We start from the raw sequence: 18,788 nt of genomic DNA on the forward strand, positions 1-18,788 counted from the left end.
CTCGGGGAAACAGCCGGACATCAGATTTTCCGTCTCGTCAGAATTTGCGCGAGCACGACCAGTATCGCGCTGACCGCGAACACCAGGGAGCCGACCGCGTTGATGCGAGGGCTCACCTGCCCTTGCAGCATCGCCAGCACGCGCACCGGCAGCGTCTCGTTGAGACCACTTACGAACCAGGCGATCATGTACTCGTCGAACGAGACTGCGGCCGTAATGAAGAGGGAGGCCATGATGGCCGGCAGCGCGAACGGGATCACGATCTCGCGCAAGCTCGTCCAGGCATTCGCGCCGAGATTCCAGGCAGCGGGCTCCAGGTCACGGTCGAGATCGGCGAGCCGCATCCGCACAAGCGCCATCGCGAAAGGCGAGCAGAGCACCACGTGGCCCGCCACCACGCCCGCGAGCGTGCCCGACAGACCAATCCTGCCCTCGAACGTCAGCATGGCGACGCCCAGGATGACGACCGGGACCGTGGGTGGAAGCGAGGCGAGCGCCATGTAGGCCCGCTTGCCAAAAAAGCGGAACCGGTAATCCACATAGGCCGCAGCAAAACCAAGCACGGTCGCGATGGCGGCAGCGGCGGCCGCCACGATCAGGCTGTTCACCAGACTGCGGCGCACGCTGTCATCCGTGAGAACGGCAGCGTACCAAGCGAGGCTGAACCCGCCCCAGGGCAGGCTGGGGAAGCGGTCGGCGTTAAACGAAAACACGACCGTGGACACGATCGGAGCGAACACAAACAGGAACACCAGTGCGGTCCAGCCGCCGAGCGCGGCCGCGCGCGTCCCCTCGCGAAGATCGTGGGCCTTCACGACGCCTTCCTTCCACCGTAGGCGATACGCATCAGGACGCCGAGCACCACCATCAGGGTGACAATCATGGAGACGGCAACCACCGAGGCCCGCGGCCAGTTGTTCCCGGATTTCACCTGATCCGCGATCAGGATGCTGAGCGTCGGCGGCCTCGAACCGCCCAGGAGCTGCGGTGAGATGTAGTCGCCAAAGCACAGCACAAAGGCGAAGGCCGCCGCCAGCACGAGGCCGACGCGGGCTGAGGGCAGGATCACGGTCAGGATGGTGCGGAAGCGGCCGCAGCGCAGGTTGTGGGCGGCTTCGATCAGGTTCTTGTCGATGCCGCCGAGCGCCAGCGTCTGGAGCAGCACCACGAGCGGCAAGGTCAGGGTGAGAAATCCAATCACTGTTCCGGTCGAGGTGTTCAGCACATGGACGGGACCCCACCCGAACGGCTCGATCAGATGGTTGATGATGCCCGGCGGGCTGAAGAACACCTGCATAGAGTAGATGCGGACCGGGAAGCTCGTGAAGAACGGGACGATCAGCGCGAAGATGAGCAGGCGACGGGTGGCAGACTTGGCCCGGAACACGATCGTGTAGGCAGCCGGAAAGGCGATCAGGCTGCACAGCACGGCCGCCAAGAGCGACAGCGTGAAGGTGTGGACGAAAGCTTTGGCGAAGAAGTCCGCCTTGAAGATCGTCACCCAGTTCGCAACCGTGAAATCGGGCTGCAGCCGGAAATTACGCACCGACCAGAAGGTCATCGCGAGCAGGAAGCCGAGCGGCACGACGAAGAACAGGAGCTGCCAAGCCAAAGGCGGCGCGCCGAGCACGACGGCGAAGCGACGCGACGCGGCCTTCGATCGCTCGGATATGGCTTGGTCGGTCATCGGGCACCGCGGTAGCATGACGTGCGACTTGGAGGCCGCAACGCCGGGTTCGGAGCAGCTCGATCACATGGCCTTGAATTCGGACCAAGTGTCGTTCCAGGCCTCGATGCTTTGCTTCAGGGGCGTTTGCCGGATGAAAATCTTGCCGTCCTTGTACTCGTCCATGACATTGCGCTTGTCGAACGTGTGACGGAGCTTGACGGCGTCAGTGGGAGCTTCCTTGTTCATCTGCTCCCATCCTTTCTTGTTGGGGATGGATGCCCAGTAGGCCGGCAGGCGCGCGGAGCGAAACTGGCCCTCGGGCGAGCTTGCATACTGGATGAAAGCCTTCGCCAAATCTTTCTTGGTGGAAGTCGACACGACCGACATGGACTCGGTCCACTGGATGCCGCCCTCCTCAGGCACCACCGCCTCGACCGGAACGCCGTTCTTCTGCAGCAGCAGCACGACCCAGTCCCCGATGCCGGGGATCACGGCCGCAGAGCCATTGGTTAGCATCGCGAACTGGTCGGCCATGCTGTAGAACCCGCTTTCCTGCGGCTTCAGCGAGAACAAGGTCTTCTTGAGCTTGCCGAAAGCCGGATCGGCGATGTCGAAGGGCGGCTTGTTGCCGTCGTATAGGCTGAGGCAGCCCATGGTTGGTAGGTACCAGTCGAAGAAGCCAACCTTGCCTTTCACTTTAGGGTTCCAGAGCGCCTTGTAGGACTTGACGTCGTCAGGCGTCAACGCGTCGCTCCGGTAGGCCATGCCGAGATAGCCGAATCGGATCATCACCGAATAGAGATTGTCACCGGCCCAATGCAACGGGAAATGCTGGAACTCGGGCCAATAATCGGCGAGCGGGAAGTCCGCCGGGTTCAAGGCGTCGATAAGTCTGCCTTCCTGCAGCATGTGGATGTATTCGGCGTCCGCCAGAACCACGTCGAAAGTGCCGGGCGGGGACTGGTTCATCAGCGCGAGCATCGGCTCGCCGCCGACATATTCCTTGGCCACGACCTTGACGCCGTACTTGTCCTCGAACGGCTTCACAAAGGCGGGGTCGCCGTGACCGGGCCAGGACAGGAGATTGAGCACCTTGTCGTCCGCATACGCGGAGCCCATTCCGGCGACGCCGGTGGCCGCCGCCGCAGCAACGGCGCCGGCGCCTTTTACGAAGTCGCGTCGCGTCGTGCGAAGAAGCCCTCGCGGATCGGTGATCTTGAACTCGGTCATCGTCGTCTTCCTCCAGCCATCTCGGCAGTCATCTTGATCGCCTGACCGCCCAACGCGGCGGGATCAGTGATGGCTGCTGAATTGCCGATGCAAGGTTCTTGCCGGGCAAAGCTAGTCGTCGAACACAGTCCGAGCACTGCTGCTGCAACGATTCCGCGGCGGAACATACTCTGCGAAAACATTTCGACTTCTCCCGCTCCTTTGGTGACCGAAACTCAAGCGTCCCGCTCGTTCCCGCCGGCGAGCTAACGGCAAACGTATTCCTGGAACAAAGACCAAATTCCAATGAAAGACATAGGCAAAACCTATTGCATTTGCCATGCTCGAATTTGATGCAGAGGATCTATGCTTACCTTTATGATTTATATAGATTATTTCTATCGCTAGGCAATAGTTTTTCCGAATGCACATTTTGAAAGCATGTTGACAGTGGCCACTGCCCAGCCACAAATGTTTGGATCAGGAACGAACGCTAAATGGATCTGCGTCAGCTCAAATACTTCGTGCAAATAGCAGAAAGCGGCAATTTCTCTCGCGCCGCTGAAGTGCTCCGCATCGCACAGCCTTCGCTCAGTCAGCAAATCAAAAGCCTTGAAGAAGAGCTCGGGGTTAAACTTCTGGTACGCCACGCAAGAGGCGTAACCGCAACCGAACCCGGACAGCAGCTATACGACCACGCCCGCCGGATTCTTCAGGAACTCGATCACGCCAAGGATACCGTGCGCTCGCGGACATCCGATCCATCAGGCCGGGTGTCTGTCGGACTGCCGACATCTGCTTGCCGCGGATTGTCGCTCCCGCTCTTTCGGATAATGGCCGAGCGCCTGCCAAACGTGACGTTCCATCTCGTCGAAGCAATGACGGGATATCTTGACGAACTCATACAGGCGGGTCGTCTCGATGTGGCGCTTCTGTACGATCACAAGGCTTTCGAACACGTCGCATGGACAGAGATGATGACGGAAGACCTGATGCTTTTCGTGCACAAGAGCAGCCCGATAGCGAAGCGAAAATCCGTGTCCTTCAGGAAAGTGTTTGATTTTCCCATCGTTCTTCCAGGGCGCCCGAACGTCCTTCGAACCGTGATAGAACAGCTGGCTGCCCGTCACGATATCACGCCTGCGGTCAAGGACTGCGACAGTCTGCCTGCCATCGCGAAGCTAGTCTGCAATTCAAACTACATGGCGATCATGCCACACTTTGCTTTTATCGATGAAATGGCGCGGGGGGAGATGGTGGCGATCCCGATCCTAGACCCGGTTCCATCATGGACGCTTGCAGTTGTGGTTTCGCAAAGAACCATGAACACGCGTGGAAGCGAGGCGGTTGCCCGCGTGTTGGCGGATCTGATCGCGGACATGGTGGAGCAAGGCACTTGGCGCGCAAAACTCCGGGGTGAGAAGTTTAACAGGGAGACGCTGGCCTGACCGGCTCATGCGGAGATCGGTACAGAACCTCGACAAGGCGATGCTAACTGCGCCCTCGAAGCACGTCCGGCAGCTTTATCGATCAGAAACAATTCGCCCTTCTTCGCCCTGTGTGTACCGAAAGCTAAACCCGGAAGTAGTGATGGTGAGCCCGTACAAGCCTTTGCGCGCCTGCAGCAGCATCAAGGTCCGATCGCCGAGGCACTCACCCTTCTGCAGTCGGTGTACGATCGCTTCAGTGAGGGCTTTGAAACTGCCGACCTAAAGACCGCGAAGGCGTTTCTCAACTCTTGGCAGTGACGCTCGAGGCGGCGGTCGCGCGGGCTGTCATCGACGCCATGGGGGTTCAGCCACTTCGTTACCTCAATGACTGCTCCGATCGCTTCCGGCTGGAGCGATTGCCGGATGGGGCTTGCACCCACTGGAAAGCGCCGCCTTTGCACGGCGCACACCTGAAGCGGGCATCGCTCAGATTTGCGAGCCGACAAAAGGCGCCTACTTGCGGACGTATCGTTGTTTCCCCGAACACCTATCGCCGAAATCGTTCTCGATAGTCACTGGGTCCGGTGCCGATCCGCCTTACGAAGGCCCGCCGCATTGTATCTGGACTCGCAAAGCCGCAGCGCGAAGCCACTCTTTGCAACGGGGTATCGCTTTCCTCCAGCAGACGCCGGGCCGAATCCACGCGCGCCATCTCGACAAAGTCCGCAGGTGTAATGCCCGTCTCGTCTTGAAACACACGCGAAAAATTGCGCACGCTCATGGCAGCTCGTTCCGCCAGGGACGCCAAGGTAAGATCGAGCGGAAGATGGTCGAGGATCCAGTGTTGCACGGACTGAATCCGCCCCTCGTTTGCGATTTGCGCCGCAAGGTGCGCACTGAACTGTGATTGACCTCCGGGGCGCTTGAGAAACACCACCAACCGACGAGCGACCATCAGCGCGATATCCCGACCATGATCGTCCTCGATCAACTTTAGAGCAAGATCGATCCCGGCGGTGACCCCGGCGCCCGTACATAGTGAGCCATCCTCGACATAGATCTGGTCCGGCACGACCTTGGCTGCCGGAAAGCGTTCCGCAAGTTCTGCCGCGTGTTGCCAGTGCGTCGTTGCATTCAATCCGTCAAGCAGGCCTGCGGCGCCGAGAAAAAACGCCCCGGTACATACCGAGCCGTATCTCCGTGCCTTCGGTGCGCGGCGGCGCAGCCAGGTGTGAAAATCTCCGCTCGAATAAGCGAGTGCGAAGTCAGGCGTGCCGGCAACAAGAAGTGTATCGATAGCCTTGGAATCGTCGAAAATCGAACTATCCGCAATCAACGACATGCCGCCTGCCCTGATCGTTCGGCCGGCATCGATGGCCACCAGCCGGACATCGTAGTGAACCCGGCCGGATGATTGACGGTTTGCTTCAAGAAAGGCGTCGAGCGGACCCGACACGTCCAGCGATTGCGCGTTCGGCGGCACGACAATGGCAATCGACCTCCGCGCCGGTTTCGCACTCATCTTCTTCATCCTTTCTTTGCGCGCTCTTCGAGCGCCAGAACCTAAACCCTGCACGGCCGGATATGGCGTGTCTTTGGCCAGAATCGTCGGCTTCCGGTTGTTGTGGCCAAGCTTACAGAATTCTATTTCCAGATCAGTGCAAAATCCAGCACAACGATGGAGTTCGACGATGTTAAAAAAACGCCTTCTCACGATTTCGCTCTTGTTGCGGCTGATGGCGATATCTACAGCGGCCCACGCCGGTTCAACGATCACGGACAAAAGTTACTGGCCGGATGAGGCCAGGCAGACCGCACAAAGCTCATCTCTCAGCTCCCAAAGCAACTTCAATTCTGCGCTCGCAGACGAAGGTTCAGCGTCAAGTTTGCAGCTGGCGGCGAACGACGGTGGATCCACCCGACGCTATCAAGGTGGGCCAAAATCCCCGTGATGTCCGCATGCGTCCATCTTCTCCCCAGAATACCAAACAGGAACGCACCGATGTATCAGCTTCACTATTTTCCCGCGAATGCCAATGCAGCGCCGCACATGCTGCTCGAAGAGCTCGGCGCCAAATATGAGCTTCTGCTCGTCGACCGGACCAAGGACGCTCAGAAATCCAAGGAATATCTCAAGCTCAATCCGAACGGACGTATCCCGACCTTGGTCGATAACAGTCTGGTCTTGTCTGAGGCCGCTGCCATCGTACTTCACCTTGTCGATCAACATGGCAGAGCCGGGCTTGCACCGAAGGTCGGAACGCCAGAGCGCGCAAAGTTCTATCAGTGGCTGACCTTTCTGACGAACTCGCTGCAGGAAGAGTTGATGATCTGGCAATATCCGGAGCGTCTGGCCGGTAAGAACTCGACAGCCACGGAAGTGGTCAAGCGCAGCGCAGAAGCGCGTGCCCGCAGCTTTCTTGATGTCGTCGAAGATCATCTCAAGGCCAATGGCCCATTGTTCCTCGGCAACAAACTCAGCGCCATCGACTTCTATCTCGTCATGCTCTGCCGCTGGGCGCGCCCGATGGCCAGACCGCCCCGCTCGCGTTTCAACATCGCAAAACTCCTCGACAAGGTAACCGCTCTACCGTCGGTGCGACGCGCCTACGAGCGCGAAGGCATTACCGACGAGATCTGCTGAAAGGACATTGCAGTGACTACTGACATCATCAACCGCAACACGCCCGACCCGATCGACCTGCCGTTTGTCGGCACTTGGATTCTGCCACGAGCCCAGCCAAGAGAAACGATGCTACGCGTGGGACCGCTAGAGCTCGATCTCATTGATCGGACTGGGAAGCGTGGCGAGCGGCCGATCGACCTGAGGCCGCGCGAGTTCCAGTTGCTCAAATACATGATGCAGCGAAGCGACCAGTTGCTAACGCGGGCTATCCTCTTCCAAGAGGTGTGGCACTATAAATTCGATCCTGAAACGAACCTTGTCGATGTTCATATGGGTCGGCTGCGTCGCAAGGTCGACGGGTCAAATGAAGCGCCCATGATTCGCAATGTCCGCGGCGCTGGCTTCGTTCTCAGTGCGACCCCATCGCAAGCCACACCGACGAGAACTGCTGAACGATCGACCAATCCGGCCATCGGAGACCTGTCTCCGCGGTCGGTGGAAAGGATATTGCAATGACAACCGATAACACCAGCCGCAACACACCCGACCGGATGGACTTGCCCTTCGTCGGTCTAGCAACGTTTGCTCGCCAACCGGCATGCCCTGATTGGGATAAGCTCGACGGCGCCGATGTCGCCATCCTCGGTATCCCGATAGACACGGCATCGAGCTATCGCGTTGGCACGCGCTTCGGACCGCGGGCAATCCGCGAGGTTTCCATGTTTCACGGCTTCGGGCCGGAGGGCGTGTTCGATTTTGAGGACGAGGTCACGTATCTGACCGCAGCCGAAGTGAAGGTCGTCGACGCCGGCGACAGCGATGTGATCTACGCCGACACGAAGCGCAGCCTGGCGAACGCCGAGCAAGCCGTGCGCGCCCTGCTCGACGCCAAAACCATGCCTTACATCCTCGGCGGCGACCACGCGATCACGATGGCGACCGTGGCGGCGTTCTCCAACGAGAAGCCGATCCACATCGTTCATCTGGATGCGCATTTCGACTTCTTCGACGAGCGCAACGGCATCAGCTGGGGCCACGGCAGCCCGATGCGGCGGGCATCCGAGATGCCGCGTGTGAAGGGCATCACCACGCTCGGTCCCCATAACATGGCCGCCGTGAGCCGCAAGGATTGGGAAGCTTCCAAGGTCTACGGCACCAACGTCGTTCCGCTGCGCAAGGTCCGGGCTCAGGGCGCGGTCGCGTCACTCGCACATATTCCGAACGGCGAACGCGTCTATGTTTCGATCGACATCGACAGCTTCGATCCTTCGATCGCACCGGGAACGGCCACGATCAGCCATGGCGGCTTTAGCTACTACGAAGGCAAGGACCTCCTACGCGAAATCGCGAAGCGGTTCGAAGTGGTGGGCGTCGATTTCGTCGAAGTTTCCCCGCCTTACGATCCGTCCGGCATCACGTCGCTGCTCGCTGCACGGACCAGCCTCGATTTCATCGGTTCGATCTTCCACGAACGCGCCAAGCGGCGCGCCTGACATCGATCACGGGACTGGCCCGTCCGGGCCCCGTGATTACACTGCTCTCCTCGGCGCCCAGCGCGTCTGCGCCAAGCCGGCATCCCGGCTCCCCATTTGACGATGCCCGCGTCTCGCGATCAGTGGGTCACTGGCCTTTGGCGGCTTGTGTGAGCAGGGCAATCATCTGCGGGTTGGCCTGTTGCTGCGCCAGGCCCACAGCCGTGTTGCCGGCCTTGTCCCGAAGCTCAGGATTCGCGCCGTTCACAAGCAGCAGTTTTACGACATCCGCGCGCCCGAACATGGCTGCCATCATCAGAGCCGTCTGGCCCTCGTCGTTGCGCGCATTTACATCACACTGGGCGGCGATCAGGCGCTGTGCGATTTTGGTTTCCCCCTTGAACGCAACACCCATCAGGCTGCTGTTGCCTTTGGAGTCCGTCGTGCAAGGACTTGCTCCCTTCTCAATCAGAAAGTCGACGGTCTTTGCCTGCCCGTTGTACGCTGCGAGAATCAGCGCCGTATAGCCCTTCGCATCCCGCTCGTCCGGCTTCATCCCGGACTGGATCAGTCCGTCCAGCAGGTCGTTGCGCCCCTGTCGGGCGGCATCGAAAAATAGCTCCTTGATGTGATCCTGGCTCAGGTTGGCGAAGTCGTGCACGGATGAACTTGCAGCGCGGTCCTGCGTGTCCGCGAGGCGAACGAACGCCGATGCCGGGGCCGTTAATGCGACGGGAACAAGCAACAGCGCCGCGATCAGAAAAGCGTTTGACATGCGTGACATCACAGATTCCTTCACAATCGCTGCCCCGGCTTCCCGCGACAGCTCATTCACTCCTGGCTGAACCGGCGTTGCAGCCCTTGCCGTTTCAATGCGACACTTCCTTGGTGGCAAGGGCAGCAACCTCGTTCACGTCCAGATGGGTCGCTTCCGCAAGTCGCGTGCCATAGTCGCGGTCGGCTTTATAAAAGTAGCTGACCTGCCGGGCCTTCACCCCATGGTCGCGAATCTGATCCAGATCAGACGCCATGTTCTTAACAAGGTTGCTTTGATCCTGCTTGCTGTAGGACCGCCATAGCTCACCGGCCTGACTGAAATCGTCCGTCTTGGCGATCGCAGTCTGCTGCGCCACGCCGGACACCGGGTATTCGCTCAACCTGAAGGACGGCTGGGGAGTGACTGCACCCGCCTGCTTCGCGGTGGAAGGCTCATAGTTCACTTCGCCGACCTGCGGAACGGAGCTCATGCTTCCGTCCTGATTGTTGTTGGCGACCTTCACCAGCGGGCGATTGACCGGCAGTTCCTGATAGTTCGTCCCAATGCGGTACCGCTGCGTGTCAGCGTATGCGAACAGGCGGCCCTGCAGCATCTTGTCCGGAGACGGCTCGATACCGGGAACCATGACCCCCGGCGCAAACGCCGATTGTTCGGTGTACTGGAAGTAATTATCCGGCACCTTGTTCAATGTCATGGTGCCAAACTTGACTTCCGGCACGTTGTCCCAGGTCTTCGTGTCGTCGAAGCCGTCATAGGGAAGTTGCGCGACCTGCTCCGCTGTCAGAAGCTGCACGTAGAGGTCCCATTTCGGAAAATGACTCTCGCGAATGTTGTTATACAGATCTCGGGTCGCGTAGTTCGGATCCGCGGCATGCTGCTGTTCCAGGGTCCAGGCGAACGTGAAAGTCTAGATTTTCGAGCGGATCGGGGATTGGCTGCTTTCGCATTGCGTCCCGCACTTGCGCTTTCCAAACTGCTTTCAGTCGACTGGCACCTATCACTTTGCGTAGGTCTTCGATTTTCAATGGAAACTTAGGGGAGTACATTTCGCATTCCGCCGAAATTAGATGCCGCTGAAAGATATTTTGGTTCGATACTGAGTGGCCGAGCTTTCCCAGCTCAATGGGCCAACATCGCCTCATGAGCCTATTGGTCTAAACCGAATAACCCAAAGGTTGCTAGAGGCTTATTGGCAGCGTCGGGTTGATTAGACCTCGCGGTGACGGTGGGTGGTCAGCAAGCCAAGACCGGTCGTCGGCATCAGGCGTCACGGCATGCTAGGCAGCTCGCGTTGCGTCCGCCGGGCCGCGTCGATGGCCGAGCCCATCTTTGGTTCATCGAGTATCGCCGACAGGCAAATTGCAGCTTTGCCCAGCTGGGCATGCCTCAGCACCCGATATCAGGACCGGTGGGTCAAAAGTTGTTGTATAGATACTAATGACCGACTAGCCCTTGCATGAGCTGTGCTGCTTCGCCTTTGCAGAATACGTGTCCGCTCGGGTGCAGATGCTGGTACAGATGGGTGGGTACCGCCGTTAAAGCCCTTGCGTCTTGATAAACCTAGCGAATTTGCCCGCTATTGATATGCTTTTGTGGCAGGGTTTTGTAGTTGCGCAAACGCCAACCCCGTGGCGGCGCACTACGGGTCAGGTGTCGAGAAAATCCCAATCATCGCCTAACACCCAATTCAATGCCGACAGTTTCCCGTTGACCATTCCCCACTCAAAATCGTCCCAACCAAGGTTTTTCGTTCCATACTTTTTTTCGATCCGTTTGGCTGCTTTGCGGGCTGTTGCGAAGATGGACTTTTGCTCTGGTTTTAGTTCCTCTTCCCCAGTCGAAAGGCGGTAGAGCCAGTTCTGATGACGGTTCCACCAAACCTTGTCCCAAAACTCGCGAGAGGCCTTCGCAACATCGTTGTCATTTCGGCGGATAACGACCGGGATCGGCGGCGCGGTGTCATCTTCACTGTCAGGCCACCACTCAACCTTATCCCCGTTTTTCAGGTAGCCGATTGGAAAGCCGTTTGAACTGACTTCTCCGGGTTTAACGGGATCAATGGAGGTTGCCTTTGCGCGACGCTGGGGACCGATCATATCCTCTCGGAACTTTTCGAACTCTTCCGGGGTGATCTTTTCCTTTTTGTGAACGCGTAAGATTTCTGTCAGACGTGCAACTTGCTCGATGCGGTCTTGCTTCGGTCGCTTCTTCAACTGCCGGATTTGTTGGGTGAGGTTACGCAGTAAGATGTCGCGTAGTGAAGCGCTGGAGCGAAACTCGCCTGTGAGAGCACTGGTGCGTGTGCTTTGCTTGAACACTTTCAACTTTTGGTGCTGCTTCATATCGATCAGGTCGGGATCGATCGGCTTCCGAGAAAAGTAGAGGAGCGCTGGCTTTGATGCCTGAACGAACTGATCGATTTCCTCGACCGTGCCAGAATCCGCGACACCGGTGTTAGTTCCGAACCGTGTCCAGAACATGCCAACGAGAATGTCAGCCGTGGAAACAATCTGCTCATTGAGAGCTTTCTGTGGCCTGACACCCGTCTCCGGCTTGGAATGGGTTTCCCAGCGAACAGGTAGAAGTACGATTCCTTCGGCCGCCGAGTGTAAAGCGTTCCATTCATTGATAGCCGCCGTGGCGACATCCCGCTCTTCGGCCAAATCGGAAGGTGACGCAATTAGGACGCGATACGTTTGTGCTGCAAATGGCATGGGAACCTTCGAGACCGCGCCGTCAATTCAGGCGGTTGTTATCAAGAAATCCGCGCAGTTTGTTTTCCACGAAGAAATGGGGTCTCCATTTTTTAGCCAACCTGTCGATAAGGAAGCCGTCAACAGCGCCCAGTATTGTACTTGAACCCGGAGCTACGATGTCGGCAAAATATCCAGCTCCGCTAAATATCCCGAAGCGCGCGGCCTTCGCGGGCAGTTTCTCCAACCAACCGACGCTCGTTTTTTCCCGCAACATCTCTTGGATAAGGTCCTTGTCAGGATTTTGAGCATTCAGCCACTTCTTAAAACTATCGGCGCTCCCGAGGAGGTCAATGAACTCACGAGCCGTGCGTTCGCCACTGTTAATGGCCTCGCGTACGGATGGCGTATCAAGCGAAATGAAATCGTAAATATCCCGAGGAACGTCTCGCGAGTTCGCCTGCGCACCAATGGCCTTGCTAAGGACCATTTCAACAATGCGTTGATTGGCGCTGTTGCCGATGAACGCCGCATTGTGTTCGGCAGCCATAAAGATATCGAGGCGAGCATCGCCGACACCAGGAAACAGGTCATTCGGACCGGTGACGTTTGGATATTTTTTCGTTAGGCTCGCGAAGTCAATATCGGTGTCAAGGGCGAACCTGCCATCACCGAGTGGAAATACTGTGAGCCGTGAGAACATTATTTCATTTGCTGGCACTCCCAGCTGCAGGAGGCTCATTCGCGCAATCTCGCTGGCAAACCTCGGGTCAGCGATATCGTCGGCAGCTTTTGCAACCGCTTTCCCGTTGTCGAGAGATTTGAAGGAGACGAACTTGCATAACTGTCGGTGATGAGCTCTCGCCTTCCCTTTGTCGGCGAAATGCTTCTCGAGCTGATAAAGGAGGGCGTCAGGAGACCGTTTTAGAGGGCCTCCTTGCTCGCTTCCGACCGTTCTGATGATCGTAAAAAGGTGCTCTCGAAGCCCTCCTTCAGTTTTCGTAAACAGTGCTGGCGTCTCGGGCGCGTAGCTCGCGGTGACGTGGCCGCGCTTCAACATCTCAATGAAATCGTCGAGAAATCCTGCGTTCGCGAAAAGGGCTAAAGTCCCTTGATCAAGAATGACGTGCGTCTTCGAAAAAAACAGCAGCGCCTCGCAAAGCGCGCCTAAATCCAGCGAGTTGTCGCCCTTCATTGGCGTTCGGATTAGACAGTTACCGAGCATCATTCCTCACTGACGAGCCACTAGAGCCGAATCGCGTTAGCGATAGTACTGGAACCCTGAAGCATCAAGCAGCTCTGCAGAATAGGAATCCCTGTGATTCCGAAACGCCTCTACCTGCGGCTGAAGGGGCCTGTTACAAGTTGATCTAACGTTCGTTTCACCGTTCGTATCGGTCTTTTTTTCCGTATTTGCGGTAGCCATCCGCCCCTCTGCTGCCTCGTGCGACAGTCAGAGCGAAAGGCTCCCAATTCTGTACCGCCGAGACCGGGAGATTGGGCCGAAGCTGAGTGCCAAAGTCGGGCGGCAGTCCTGATCGAACCCGTCTCCGCCGATAGTCTCCCTAAAACGGGAATATTCGCGGAAACGGCCGGAGACTTTCAGCAATTTCCCCCTCAAGTTCGGCAAAGTGGGAGTCCAGAGACGAAAGCGAATACGCGAAAAGCCGGGATTTCCGGCGCATTCCGCGGTCTCTTGGGAAGCCTGGCAGAACGCCGGAATGCGTGGCTGGAGACGGAGGGATCGAACTCACGCATTCCTGCTCGAACCGGTCTCCGCCCCTCGGAAGTGGAATTTGGGAATTTGGCACGACGTTGGTGCTGCTCGGGGTCTTGCTCTTTGGGACATTTTCGGAAGCTAGTGCCAACCTTCTCGAGGTCCGTTTTGGCCCTGCTAACGGACATCACCGCCACCATTGCGCACGTCCGAAATGTGCCAATATCGAAAGTGACCCGCACTATTCGATCACCTCACCCACGCGGGAAAGGAAGGGACGCGGGAACTTCTTGAGACGGATTACGAGCATGTACTTGCTGGCGCCCTCGAACCTCGAGAGCGTTGCTATTTTCTACTTTGCGGCCACCGCCAACGGCGTGATTGGAGCGGCCTATGCGCGGAATAAGATTTCAGGAAAATGGCTCTTCCGATTCAAAGCGCTGCAACAGGGCTCACCGTTAGAGTTCCCTCGCAGGTCATAACCATATCCCGCCGCTCGGGTTGCGGGAGCAATTTCAGGTTTTTCGTTTCAGCCGCAGCCTTGGGAACTGCTGTTGTCCTGCCCCCCTGCTACGGGTAGCGCCCAGACATTGCCACGAACCTGAACGAGCTTGTCGCGGCTTCGCCATCACGCAAAGCGATCCAATCGGTTTGCTCGAACCCAAGGGTGGGGACATAAAGTATATGACCCGGTTCCTTGCGGCAATTGTCCTAATCCTAACTGTGTCGGAGGCGTGTGCTGCAATACGCATCTCGAATGATCACGGCGGTCGGATCGCGACTTACGTCGTCAAATATCAGCGACTGGCCTCATCCGGCGAATCCGTGATCATTGATGGTCTCTGCGCCTCGGCATGTACCATTGTCCTGGGCGAGCTCCCCCGAAACAGAATCTGCGTGACGTCGCGCGCGACTCTCGGCTTCCATGCGGTTTGGAATTACGGTCCCAACGGGCGTACCTTCACCGATCCCGAAGCGACCTTGATGCTGTACTCGACGTACCCGGCGCCGGTGCGCCGCTGGATCGCACGTCGGGGCGGCCTCACACCTCACATCATGTTTTTGAGCGGAAAGCCATTGCAGGCGATGTATCGCTCGTGTTGACCAGAGACGCGGAACGTATACCTAGCTTTTTTGTCGCTTCGTCTTGGGAAGCACCATCCTGCCCTGTGAAGCAATGCCCTCCCATTTGGCGGACCAGGTGACTTCCGAGGCGGAGGATCGCTCGATGCCCTTCTGATCCCACGCCCCCTGCAGCGCAAACAGGGCGCCTTGGGGATCGACACATCGCACGATCCAGCAATCATCGGGCAACTCGATAGGCCCTTGGAGAACCCGACCGCCGCGAGCATTGACCCGCCTGGCCGCCGCGCCGACGTCGTCGACATTGAAGTAATGGAGCCAACACGCCTGCGATACGCCCGGAAGCTTGGTGAGCATGCCGCCGATCGTCTGCCCGGCCGCCGAAAACAATTCATACACGCTTGCCGGGTCGGCTTCGACGGAGGCCTGTTGCCAGCCGAGAAGCTCGCCGTAAAACGGAAAGACCTTGCTTCGGTCTTCAGCCAGCAACTCGTGCCAGCCCACGCGCCCGGGCTGGTCCAACCCGCTCGGTTGCGATTGGCCATATGTCAGCCCTGTGACCAGCGCAAGCGTCGCTCCTTGCGGATCGGCGACCACCGCAATGCGGCCGATGTTGCTGTCGGTCGGCGATACCAGGATCGCGCCCCCAAGCCGGCGGATCTGCGAGGTCCTCGCATCCATGTCATCGACGGCGACGTAGCCGAGCCATCTCGGCGTTGCTCCCATTCGCACCCCCTCTTCGGGGAGATCCATGAGCCCGACGACCGGAGCGTCGCCTGCAGTCAGCAGCGTGTAGGCAAGTTCCGGGCTCGACGCATCTTTCACGGTCCAGCCGACGACCTCGGCGTAAAAAGCAGCCGCCGACGGCCTGTCCGTCGTCAGAAGCTCATACCAAGCGAAGCGTCCGAGTTGATCGACCAAGCTAGCTTCCCCGTTCGCGCGGGCAGACGATTGCGCACTGCATCATGGCGGCAGTTCGGTATAAGCGACAAGAAATTGCCGCGATGTCGTTCATGAAGATGAATGCATCTGAACGAGCCCAACACATTTGTGTACGCGTGAATCTTGCTCGCCCTGTTTGCTAGGCGTAGGATCATCCCACCAAGATCGTACTTCCAGCCACGGAGGATGCGGCCATGCAGCGGACGAAGCAAGCTTCGAAACAGAAGCGAATGACCAAAGCAGCAGTACCGGCGCTCGGTTTCGCCGGACTGACTTTTTCGCTGGCCGGAAGCGCGGCGGCGTCCGCGGTGCCGCCAGGCGAGCTTCAACAAAGGCCGAACTTCGCGCCCGGCCAGTTCACCACGCTCAGCGAGGAAGAACTCGCGGACGTCAGCCTCGCCACCTTCCATCTCGCCAACGATGAGAAAACCTTGAGCGGCGTGCTGCTCGCGCGGGGATGCGGTGGCTGTCGTGGCTGCGGCGGTGGCTGCGCGGCCAGAGGTTGCGGTGGCTGCAGAGGTTGCGCAGGCTGCAGAGCCTGTCGCTGCGGCGTCGGTTGCGGGGGCTGCGGCGTTGGCTGGATCGGCGTGGGGGTGGCATGCACAGGGTGCTGTGCATCATGGGGCCGCTGCCGCTGGTGCTAGACAACAGCGCTCCCCGACTGTGTATCGACAAGTCACGATTTCATTGACCGGGCTCGCAAACGACCCGGCCAATTTGCTGTTTTTGTTGAGGCGTTCGCTGCGCCTGGCTGGTCAACTTGCCGATGGCGAGCGAGTATGTTCCAACTTATTCGAAGATGGCCGGTGGTCGAGCTCGACGCACAAGTCGGGCCGGGCCAGGCGTTCGTCGTGCGCCGGCAATCGGAAATGACGGGAACAGGATCAGCGTGCTGCCCGATGACAGTCAATCGAATGAGTCGCGCTGCGCGGCAGACCCGCAAGAGCATTTTGCGATTCGCGCCGAACTTCACCGCCTATCTGCTTCCTCCCAATGTGGTCTGTCTCTACTCGGAGAACCGCAAGTTCTTCCTGCACGGCGATCTGTATTGCGCCGTGGCGAGCGCGATCGGAAAAAATGGCAAGGCTGCGCCGGAGATCATCCGCCAGCTTTCGAAGAGTTTTCCCGTCGCCGAGATCGAGGAGGCGATCAGGCGGTTGTTGGAGCGCCGGTACGTCGTCAGTGGAGCATCGCACGCATACGCAGGCGCCGTTGATGGATATTGGGCAAGCCTCGGCCTGCCTCTCGAGGTCGCCGAAGAGAGCCTGCGCAATTGGCCCGTGCGGGTGGAATCGATCGATGTCAAAGGCGCCGGCGAACTGAGCGCGGCGTTGAGCAAGCTCGGGGTTCAAATCACCCAGCGGTCGCCCAGGCTCATCATCACGCTTGTGAACGACTACCTCGAACGGCGGCTCGCCGATGTGAACACGGGACGCGTGGCCGACGGGACGCCCTGGCTGCTGGTCCAGCCGTCCGGCGTGTTTCCACTGGTGGGGCCTGTGTTCAAGCCGGGCGAAAGCGCCTGCTGGACCTGCCTGTTCGATCGCATGATCCGCAATCGCGAGATCAAGGGATTTCTCGACCGCGGAGCGGCGCAAGCGGTCGCCGTATCGCCCCTGGTCAACGACACCGTAGGACAGACCGCGATCCACTTCGCTGCGGTTGAAATCGCGAAGGCGATCGCCTCGGGATTTCGTACTGACCTCAGCGATCACATCGCAAGCTTCGACCTGACCGGGGCTGCCATCGCCAGGCACTACGTCGCAAAACGCCCGCAATGTCGGACCTGCGGCAGCAAGAAGCTGCGGAATCCGCGACGGGCAGCAGTGCCGATCGACATTGCCGAGGGCAGACGGCTCGTCATGACCAGCGGCGGATACCGCACCGTGACGTCGCGAGCCACCGTGGCGCGGTTCCGCAAACATGTCAGTCCGCTGACCGGCGTGGTGTCGCGGCTCGAGCGGATCGAGGCCGATCTGCCGATGAACACCAATTTTTTCGCCCACCACAATTTCTCTGCGCCGGCCTGGAACGTCGACCAGCTCAGGTCCGCCCTGAGCGGCGGCAGCTTCGGCAAGGGCTCCACGGCCGAGCAGGGCGAGGCGAGCGCGCTGATGGAGGCGATCGAGCGCTACTCGGGCATTTTCCAGGGTGACGAGATCAGGACGAAGCGCCGCTTTGCCGATTTCGCTCCCGGTGACGCTCTTCTTCCCAACGACGTCCAGTTCTTCAGCGACACGCAGTTTCAAAACAGGCATGCCCCGCAGCCGGACGATTCACATCCGGTTCCCGAACCGTTCGACCCCTCGACCAGGACCGAGTGGTCGCCGGTCTGGTCGTTACGCGACAAGCGCTTCAAATATCTTCCGACCGGCCTGCTGTATTTCTTCTATGGCGGCTTCCACACGGATTCCAACGGGTGCGCGGCCGGCAACACCCGCGAGGAGGCCATCGTTCAAGGCTTCCTCGAACTGGTCGAACGCGATGCCTACGCGATCTGGTGGTACAACCGCGTGCGGCGTGCCGAAGTGGACCTCACGCAATTCGAGGATTCCTACGTGCGGGATCTTCAAGACCAGTTTGCCGATGCGGGGCGCCGGCTCTGGGTGCTCGACATCACCAGCGATCTCGGCATTCCCTCCTACGTTGCGATCATGCACTGGATGCAGAACGGACGCGAAAATATCGAGTTCGGTTCCGGCTCGCATTTCGATCGCCGCATAGCTCTGCTGCGTTCCCTCACCGAGCTGACCCAGTTCATCTCGATTGGCATGATGGACGGCGGAAGCGGCGAGAAACCGTCGCTTGACGGTGTCACGCCGCTGCGGCTGGACGATTATCCGTTCCTGATCCCCAGCGACAATCCAATCGTCCCGCCGGCGCCAGGCATCAAGGTGCACGACAATACGCGCGACCAGGTCAATGCCTGCGTCGAGATTGCGGTCCGAGCAGGATACGATTTCCTCGTGCTCGACCAGACGCGGCCCGACGTCGAGGTCCCTGTCGTCAGAGTGCTTGTTCCAGGCTTGCGGCATTTCTATCGCCGCTTCGGGCCCGGCCGGCTTTACGACGTCCCGGTGAAGCTTGGGCTGCTGGATCGCCCGCGACTGGAGAGCGAACTCACTCCGTTCCTGCCGCACACCTGAAAGGCCGGTCTTCCGTGCGCGCT

General features: G+C 58.9%; 16 protein-coding genes. 6 read left to right on the plus strand and 10 right to left on the minus strand.

The window, feature by feature from the left end; genetic code table 11:
- Positions 1–20 precede the first annotated feature (20 nt).
- The 4 genes from BLR13_RS08260 to BLR13_RS39985 all read right to left on the minus strand — a co-directional run bounded on the left by BLR13_RS08260 (position 21) and on the right by BLR13_RS39985 (position 3,081).
- On the minus strand, positions 21–815 hold the full coding sequence (locus BLR13_RS08260; RefSeq protein WP_074825604.1) for an ABC transporter permease: 795 nt from the start codon (positions 813–815) through the stop codon (positions 21–23).
- A complete protein-coding gene (locus tag BLR13_RS08265) occupies positions 812–1,687 on the minus strand; it encodes an ABC transporter permease (RefSeq protein ID WP_079586509.1) in 876 nt (291 codons plus the stop codon). The genes BLR13_RS08260 and BLR13_RS08265 overlap by 4 nt, the downstream gene beginning before the upstream one ends.
- Positions 1,688–1,750: 63 nt before the next feature.
- Positions 1,751–2,899, minus strand: a complete 1,149-nt coding sequence (locus BLR13_RS08270) for an ABC transporter substrate-binding protein (RefSeq protein WP_074825599.1) — start codon at positions 2,897–2,899, stop codon at positions 1,751–1,753.
- On the minus strand, positions 2,896–3,081 hold the full coding sequence (locus BLR13_RS39985; protein WP_143039774.1) for a hypothetical protein: 186 nt from the start codon (positions 3,079–3,081) through the stop codon (positions 2,896–2,898). Before BLR13_RS39985 ends, BLR13_RS08270 begins: the two co-directional genes overlap by 4 nt.
- 294 nt (positions 3,082–3,375) lie before the next feature.
- On the opposite strand from BLR13_RS39985, the gene BLR13_RS08275 reads away from it, so the two are divergent.
- A complete protein-coding gene (locus BLR13_RS08275; protein WP_074825596.1) occupies positions 3,376–4,326 on the plus strand; it encodes a LysR family transcriptional regulator in 951 nt (316 codons plus the stop codon).
- Between the two features lie 529 nt (positions 4,327–4,855).
- On the opposite strand, the gene BLR13_RS08280 is transcribed toward BLR13_RS08275, so the two are convergent.
- A complete protein-coding gene (locus BLR13_RS08280) occupies positions 4,856–6,085 on the minus strand; it encodes a GlxA family transcriptional regulator (protein WP_244525229.1) in 1,230 nt (409 codons plus the stop codon).
- Between the two features lie 225 nt (positions 6,086–6,310).
- Here BLR13_RS08280 and BLR13_RS08285 point away from each other — a divergent pair, with 225 nt between their 5' ends.
- Genes BLR13_RS08285 through BLR13_RS08295 form a run of 3 tightly spaced genes read left to right on the plus strand, consistent with a single transcriptional unit; the run spans position 6,311 to position 8,427 of the window.
- Positions 6,311–6,952 carry a glutathione S-transferase family protein gene (locus BLR13_RS08285; RefSeq protein ID WP_074825589.1) on the plus strand — a complete coding sequence of 214 codons (642 nt, stop codon included), beginning with the start codon at positions 6,311–6,313 and terminating at the stop codon, positions 6,950–6,952.
- A gap of 12 nt (positions 6,953–6,964) precedes the next feature.
- Positions 6,965–7,450: a winged helix-turn-helix domain-containing protein gene (locus BLR13_RS42410; protein ID WP_349517037.1), complete on the plus strand. Its 486-nt coding sequence runs from the start codon at positions 6,965–6,967 to the stop codon at positions 7,448–7,450.
- Positions 7,447–8,427: an agmatinase gene (locus BLR13_RS08295; RefSeq protein ID WP_074825587.1), complete on the plus strand. Its 981-nt coding sequence runs from the start codon at positions 7,447–7,449 to the stop codon at positions 8,425–8,427. The genes BLR13_RS42410 and BLR13_RS08295 overlap by 4 nt, the downstream gene beginning before the upstream one ends.
- 127 nt (positions 8,428–8,554) lie before the next feature.
- On the opposite strand, the gene BLR13_RS08300 is transcribed toward BLR13_RS08295, so the two are convergent.
- From BLR13_RS08300 to BLR13_RS08315, 4 genes are all read right to left on the minus strand, one after another.
- A complete protein-coding gene (locus BLR13_RS08300) occupies positions 8,555–9,190 on the minus strand; it encodes an ankyrin repeat domain-containing protein (protein WP_074825586.1) in 636 nt (211 codons plus the stop codon).
- Between the two features lie 85 nt (positions 9,191–9,275).
- The gene (locus BLR13_RS08305) at positions 9,276–10,070 is read right to left on the minus strand and encodes a catalase (protein ID WP_283806925.1); all 795 of its coding nucleotides are present in this window, start codon (positions 10,068–10,070) and stop codon (positions 9,276–9,278) included.
- A gap of 760 nt (positions 10,071–10,830) precedes the next feature.
- Positions 10,831–11,898, minus strand: a complete 1,068-nt coding sequence (locus tag BLR13_RS08310) for a DUF4062 domain-containing protein (RefSeq protein ID WP_074825580.1) — start codon at positions 11,896–11,898, stop codon at positions 10,831–10,833.
- Between the two features lie 22 nt (positions 11,899–11,920).
- Complete coding sequence (locus BLR13_RS08315; RefSeq protein WP_074825578.1) at positions 11,921–13,072, minus strand: hypothetical protein; 1,152 nt, start codon at positions 13,070–13,072, stop codon at positions 11,921–11,923.
- Positions 13,073–14,269: 1,197 nt separating this feature from the next.
- Here BLR13_RS08315 and BLR13_RS08320 point away from each other — a divergent pair.
- The gene (locus BLR13_RS08320) at positions 14,270–14,698 is read left to right on the plus strand and encodes a hypothetical protein (RefSeq protein WP_074831762.1); all 429 of its coding nucleotides are present in this window, start codon (positions 14,270–14,272) and stop codon (positions 14,696–14,698) included.
- A 21-nt stretch (positions 14,699–14,719) separates the two neighbouring features.
- Here BLR13_RS08320 and BLR13_RS08325 read toward each other — a convergent pair whose 3' ends face one another.
- Positions 14,720–15,598 carry a VOC family protein gene (locus BLR13_RS08325; RefSeq protein WP_074825576.1) on the minus strand — a complete coding sequence of 293 codons (879 nt, stop codon included), beginning with the start codon at positions 15,596–15,598 and terminating at the stop codon, positions 14,720–14,722.
- 920 nt (positions 15,599–16,518) lie between these two features.
- Here BLR13_RS08325 and BLR13_RS08335 point away from each other — a divergent pair.
- Positions 16,519–18,765 carry a TOMM precursor leader peptide-binding protein gene (locus tag BLR13_RS08335; RefSeq protein ID WP_074825574.1) on the plus strand — a complete coding sequence of 749 codons (2,247 nt, stop codon included), beginning with the start codon at positions 16,519–16,521 and terminating at the stop codon, positions 18,763–18,765.
- Positions 18,766–18,788 lie beyond the last annotated feature (23 nt).

The organism is Bradyrhizobium ottawaense (assembly GCF_900099825.1).
GTDB lineage: Bacteria > Pseudomonadota > Alphaproteobacteria > Rhizobiales > Xanthobacteraceae > Bradyrhizobium > Bradyrhizobium ottawaense_A.

Excerpts from the sequence above, each read along its gene's own strand:
- BLR13_RS08265 (WP_079586509.1), bottom strand. The coding sequence starts at position 1,687 with ATGACCGACCAAGCCATATCCGAGCGATCGAAGGCCGCGTCGCGTCGC.
- BLR13_RS08270 (WP_074825599.1), bottom strand. The coding sequence starts at position 2,899 with ATGACCGAGTTCAAGATCACCGATCCGCGAGGGCTTCTTCGCACGACG.
- BLR13_RS39985 (WP_143039774.1), bottom strand. The coding sequence starts at position 3,081 with ATGTTTTCGCAGAGTATGTTCCGCCGCGGAATCGTTGCAGCAGCAGTG.
- BLR13_RS08275 (WP_074825596.1), top strand. The coding sequence starts at position 3,376 with ATGGATCTGCGTCAGCTCAAATACTTCGTGCAAATAGCAGAAAGCGGC.
- BLR13_RS08285 (WP_074825589.1), top strand. The coding sequence starts at position 6,311 with ATGTATCAGCTTCACTATTTTCCCGCGAATGCCAATGCAGCGCCGCAC.
- BLR13_RS08295 (WP_074825587.1), top strand. The coding sequence starts at position 7,447 with ATGACAACCGATAACACCAGCCGCAACACACCCGACCGGATGGACTTG.
- BLR13_RS08300 (WP_074825586.1), bottom strand. The coding sequence starts at position 9,190 with ATGTCACGCATGTCAAACGCTTTTCTGATCGCGGCGCTGTTGCTTGTT.
- BLR13_RS08310 (WP_074825580.1), bottom strand. The coding sequence starts at position 11,898 with ATGCCATTTGCAGCACAAACGTATCGCGTCCTAATTGCGTCACCTTCC.
- BLR13_RS08315 (WP_074825578.1), bottom strand. The coding sequence starts at position 13,072 with ATGAAGGGCGACAACTCGCTGGATTTAGGCGCGCTTTGCGAGGCGCTG.
- BLR13_RS08335 (WP_074825574.1), top strand. The coding sequence starts at position 16,519 with ATGACAGTCAATCGAATGAGTCGCGCTGCGCGGCAGACCCGCAAGAGC.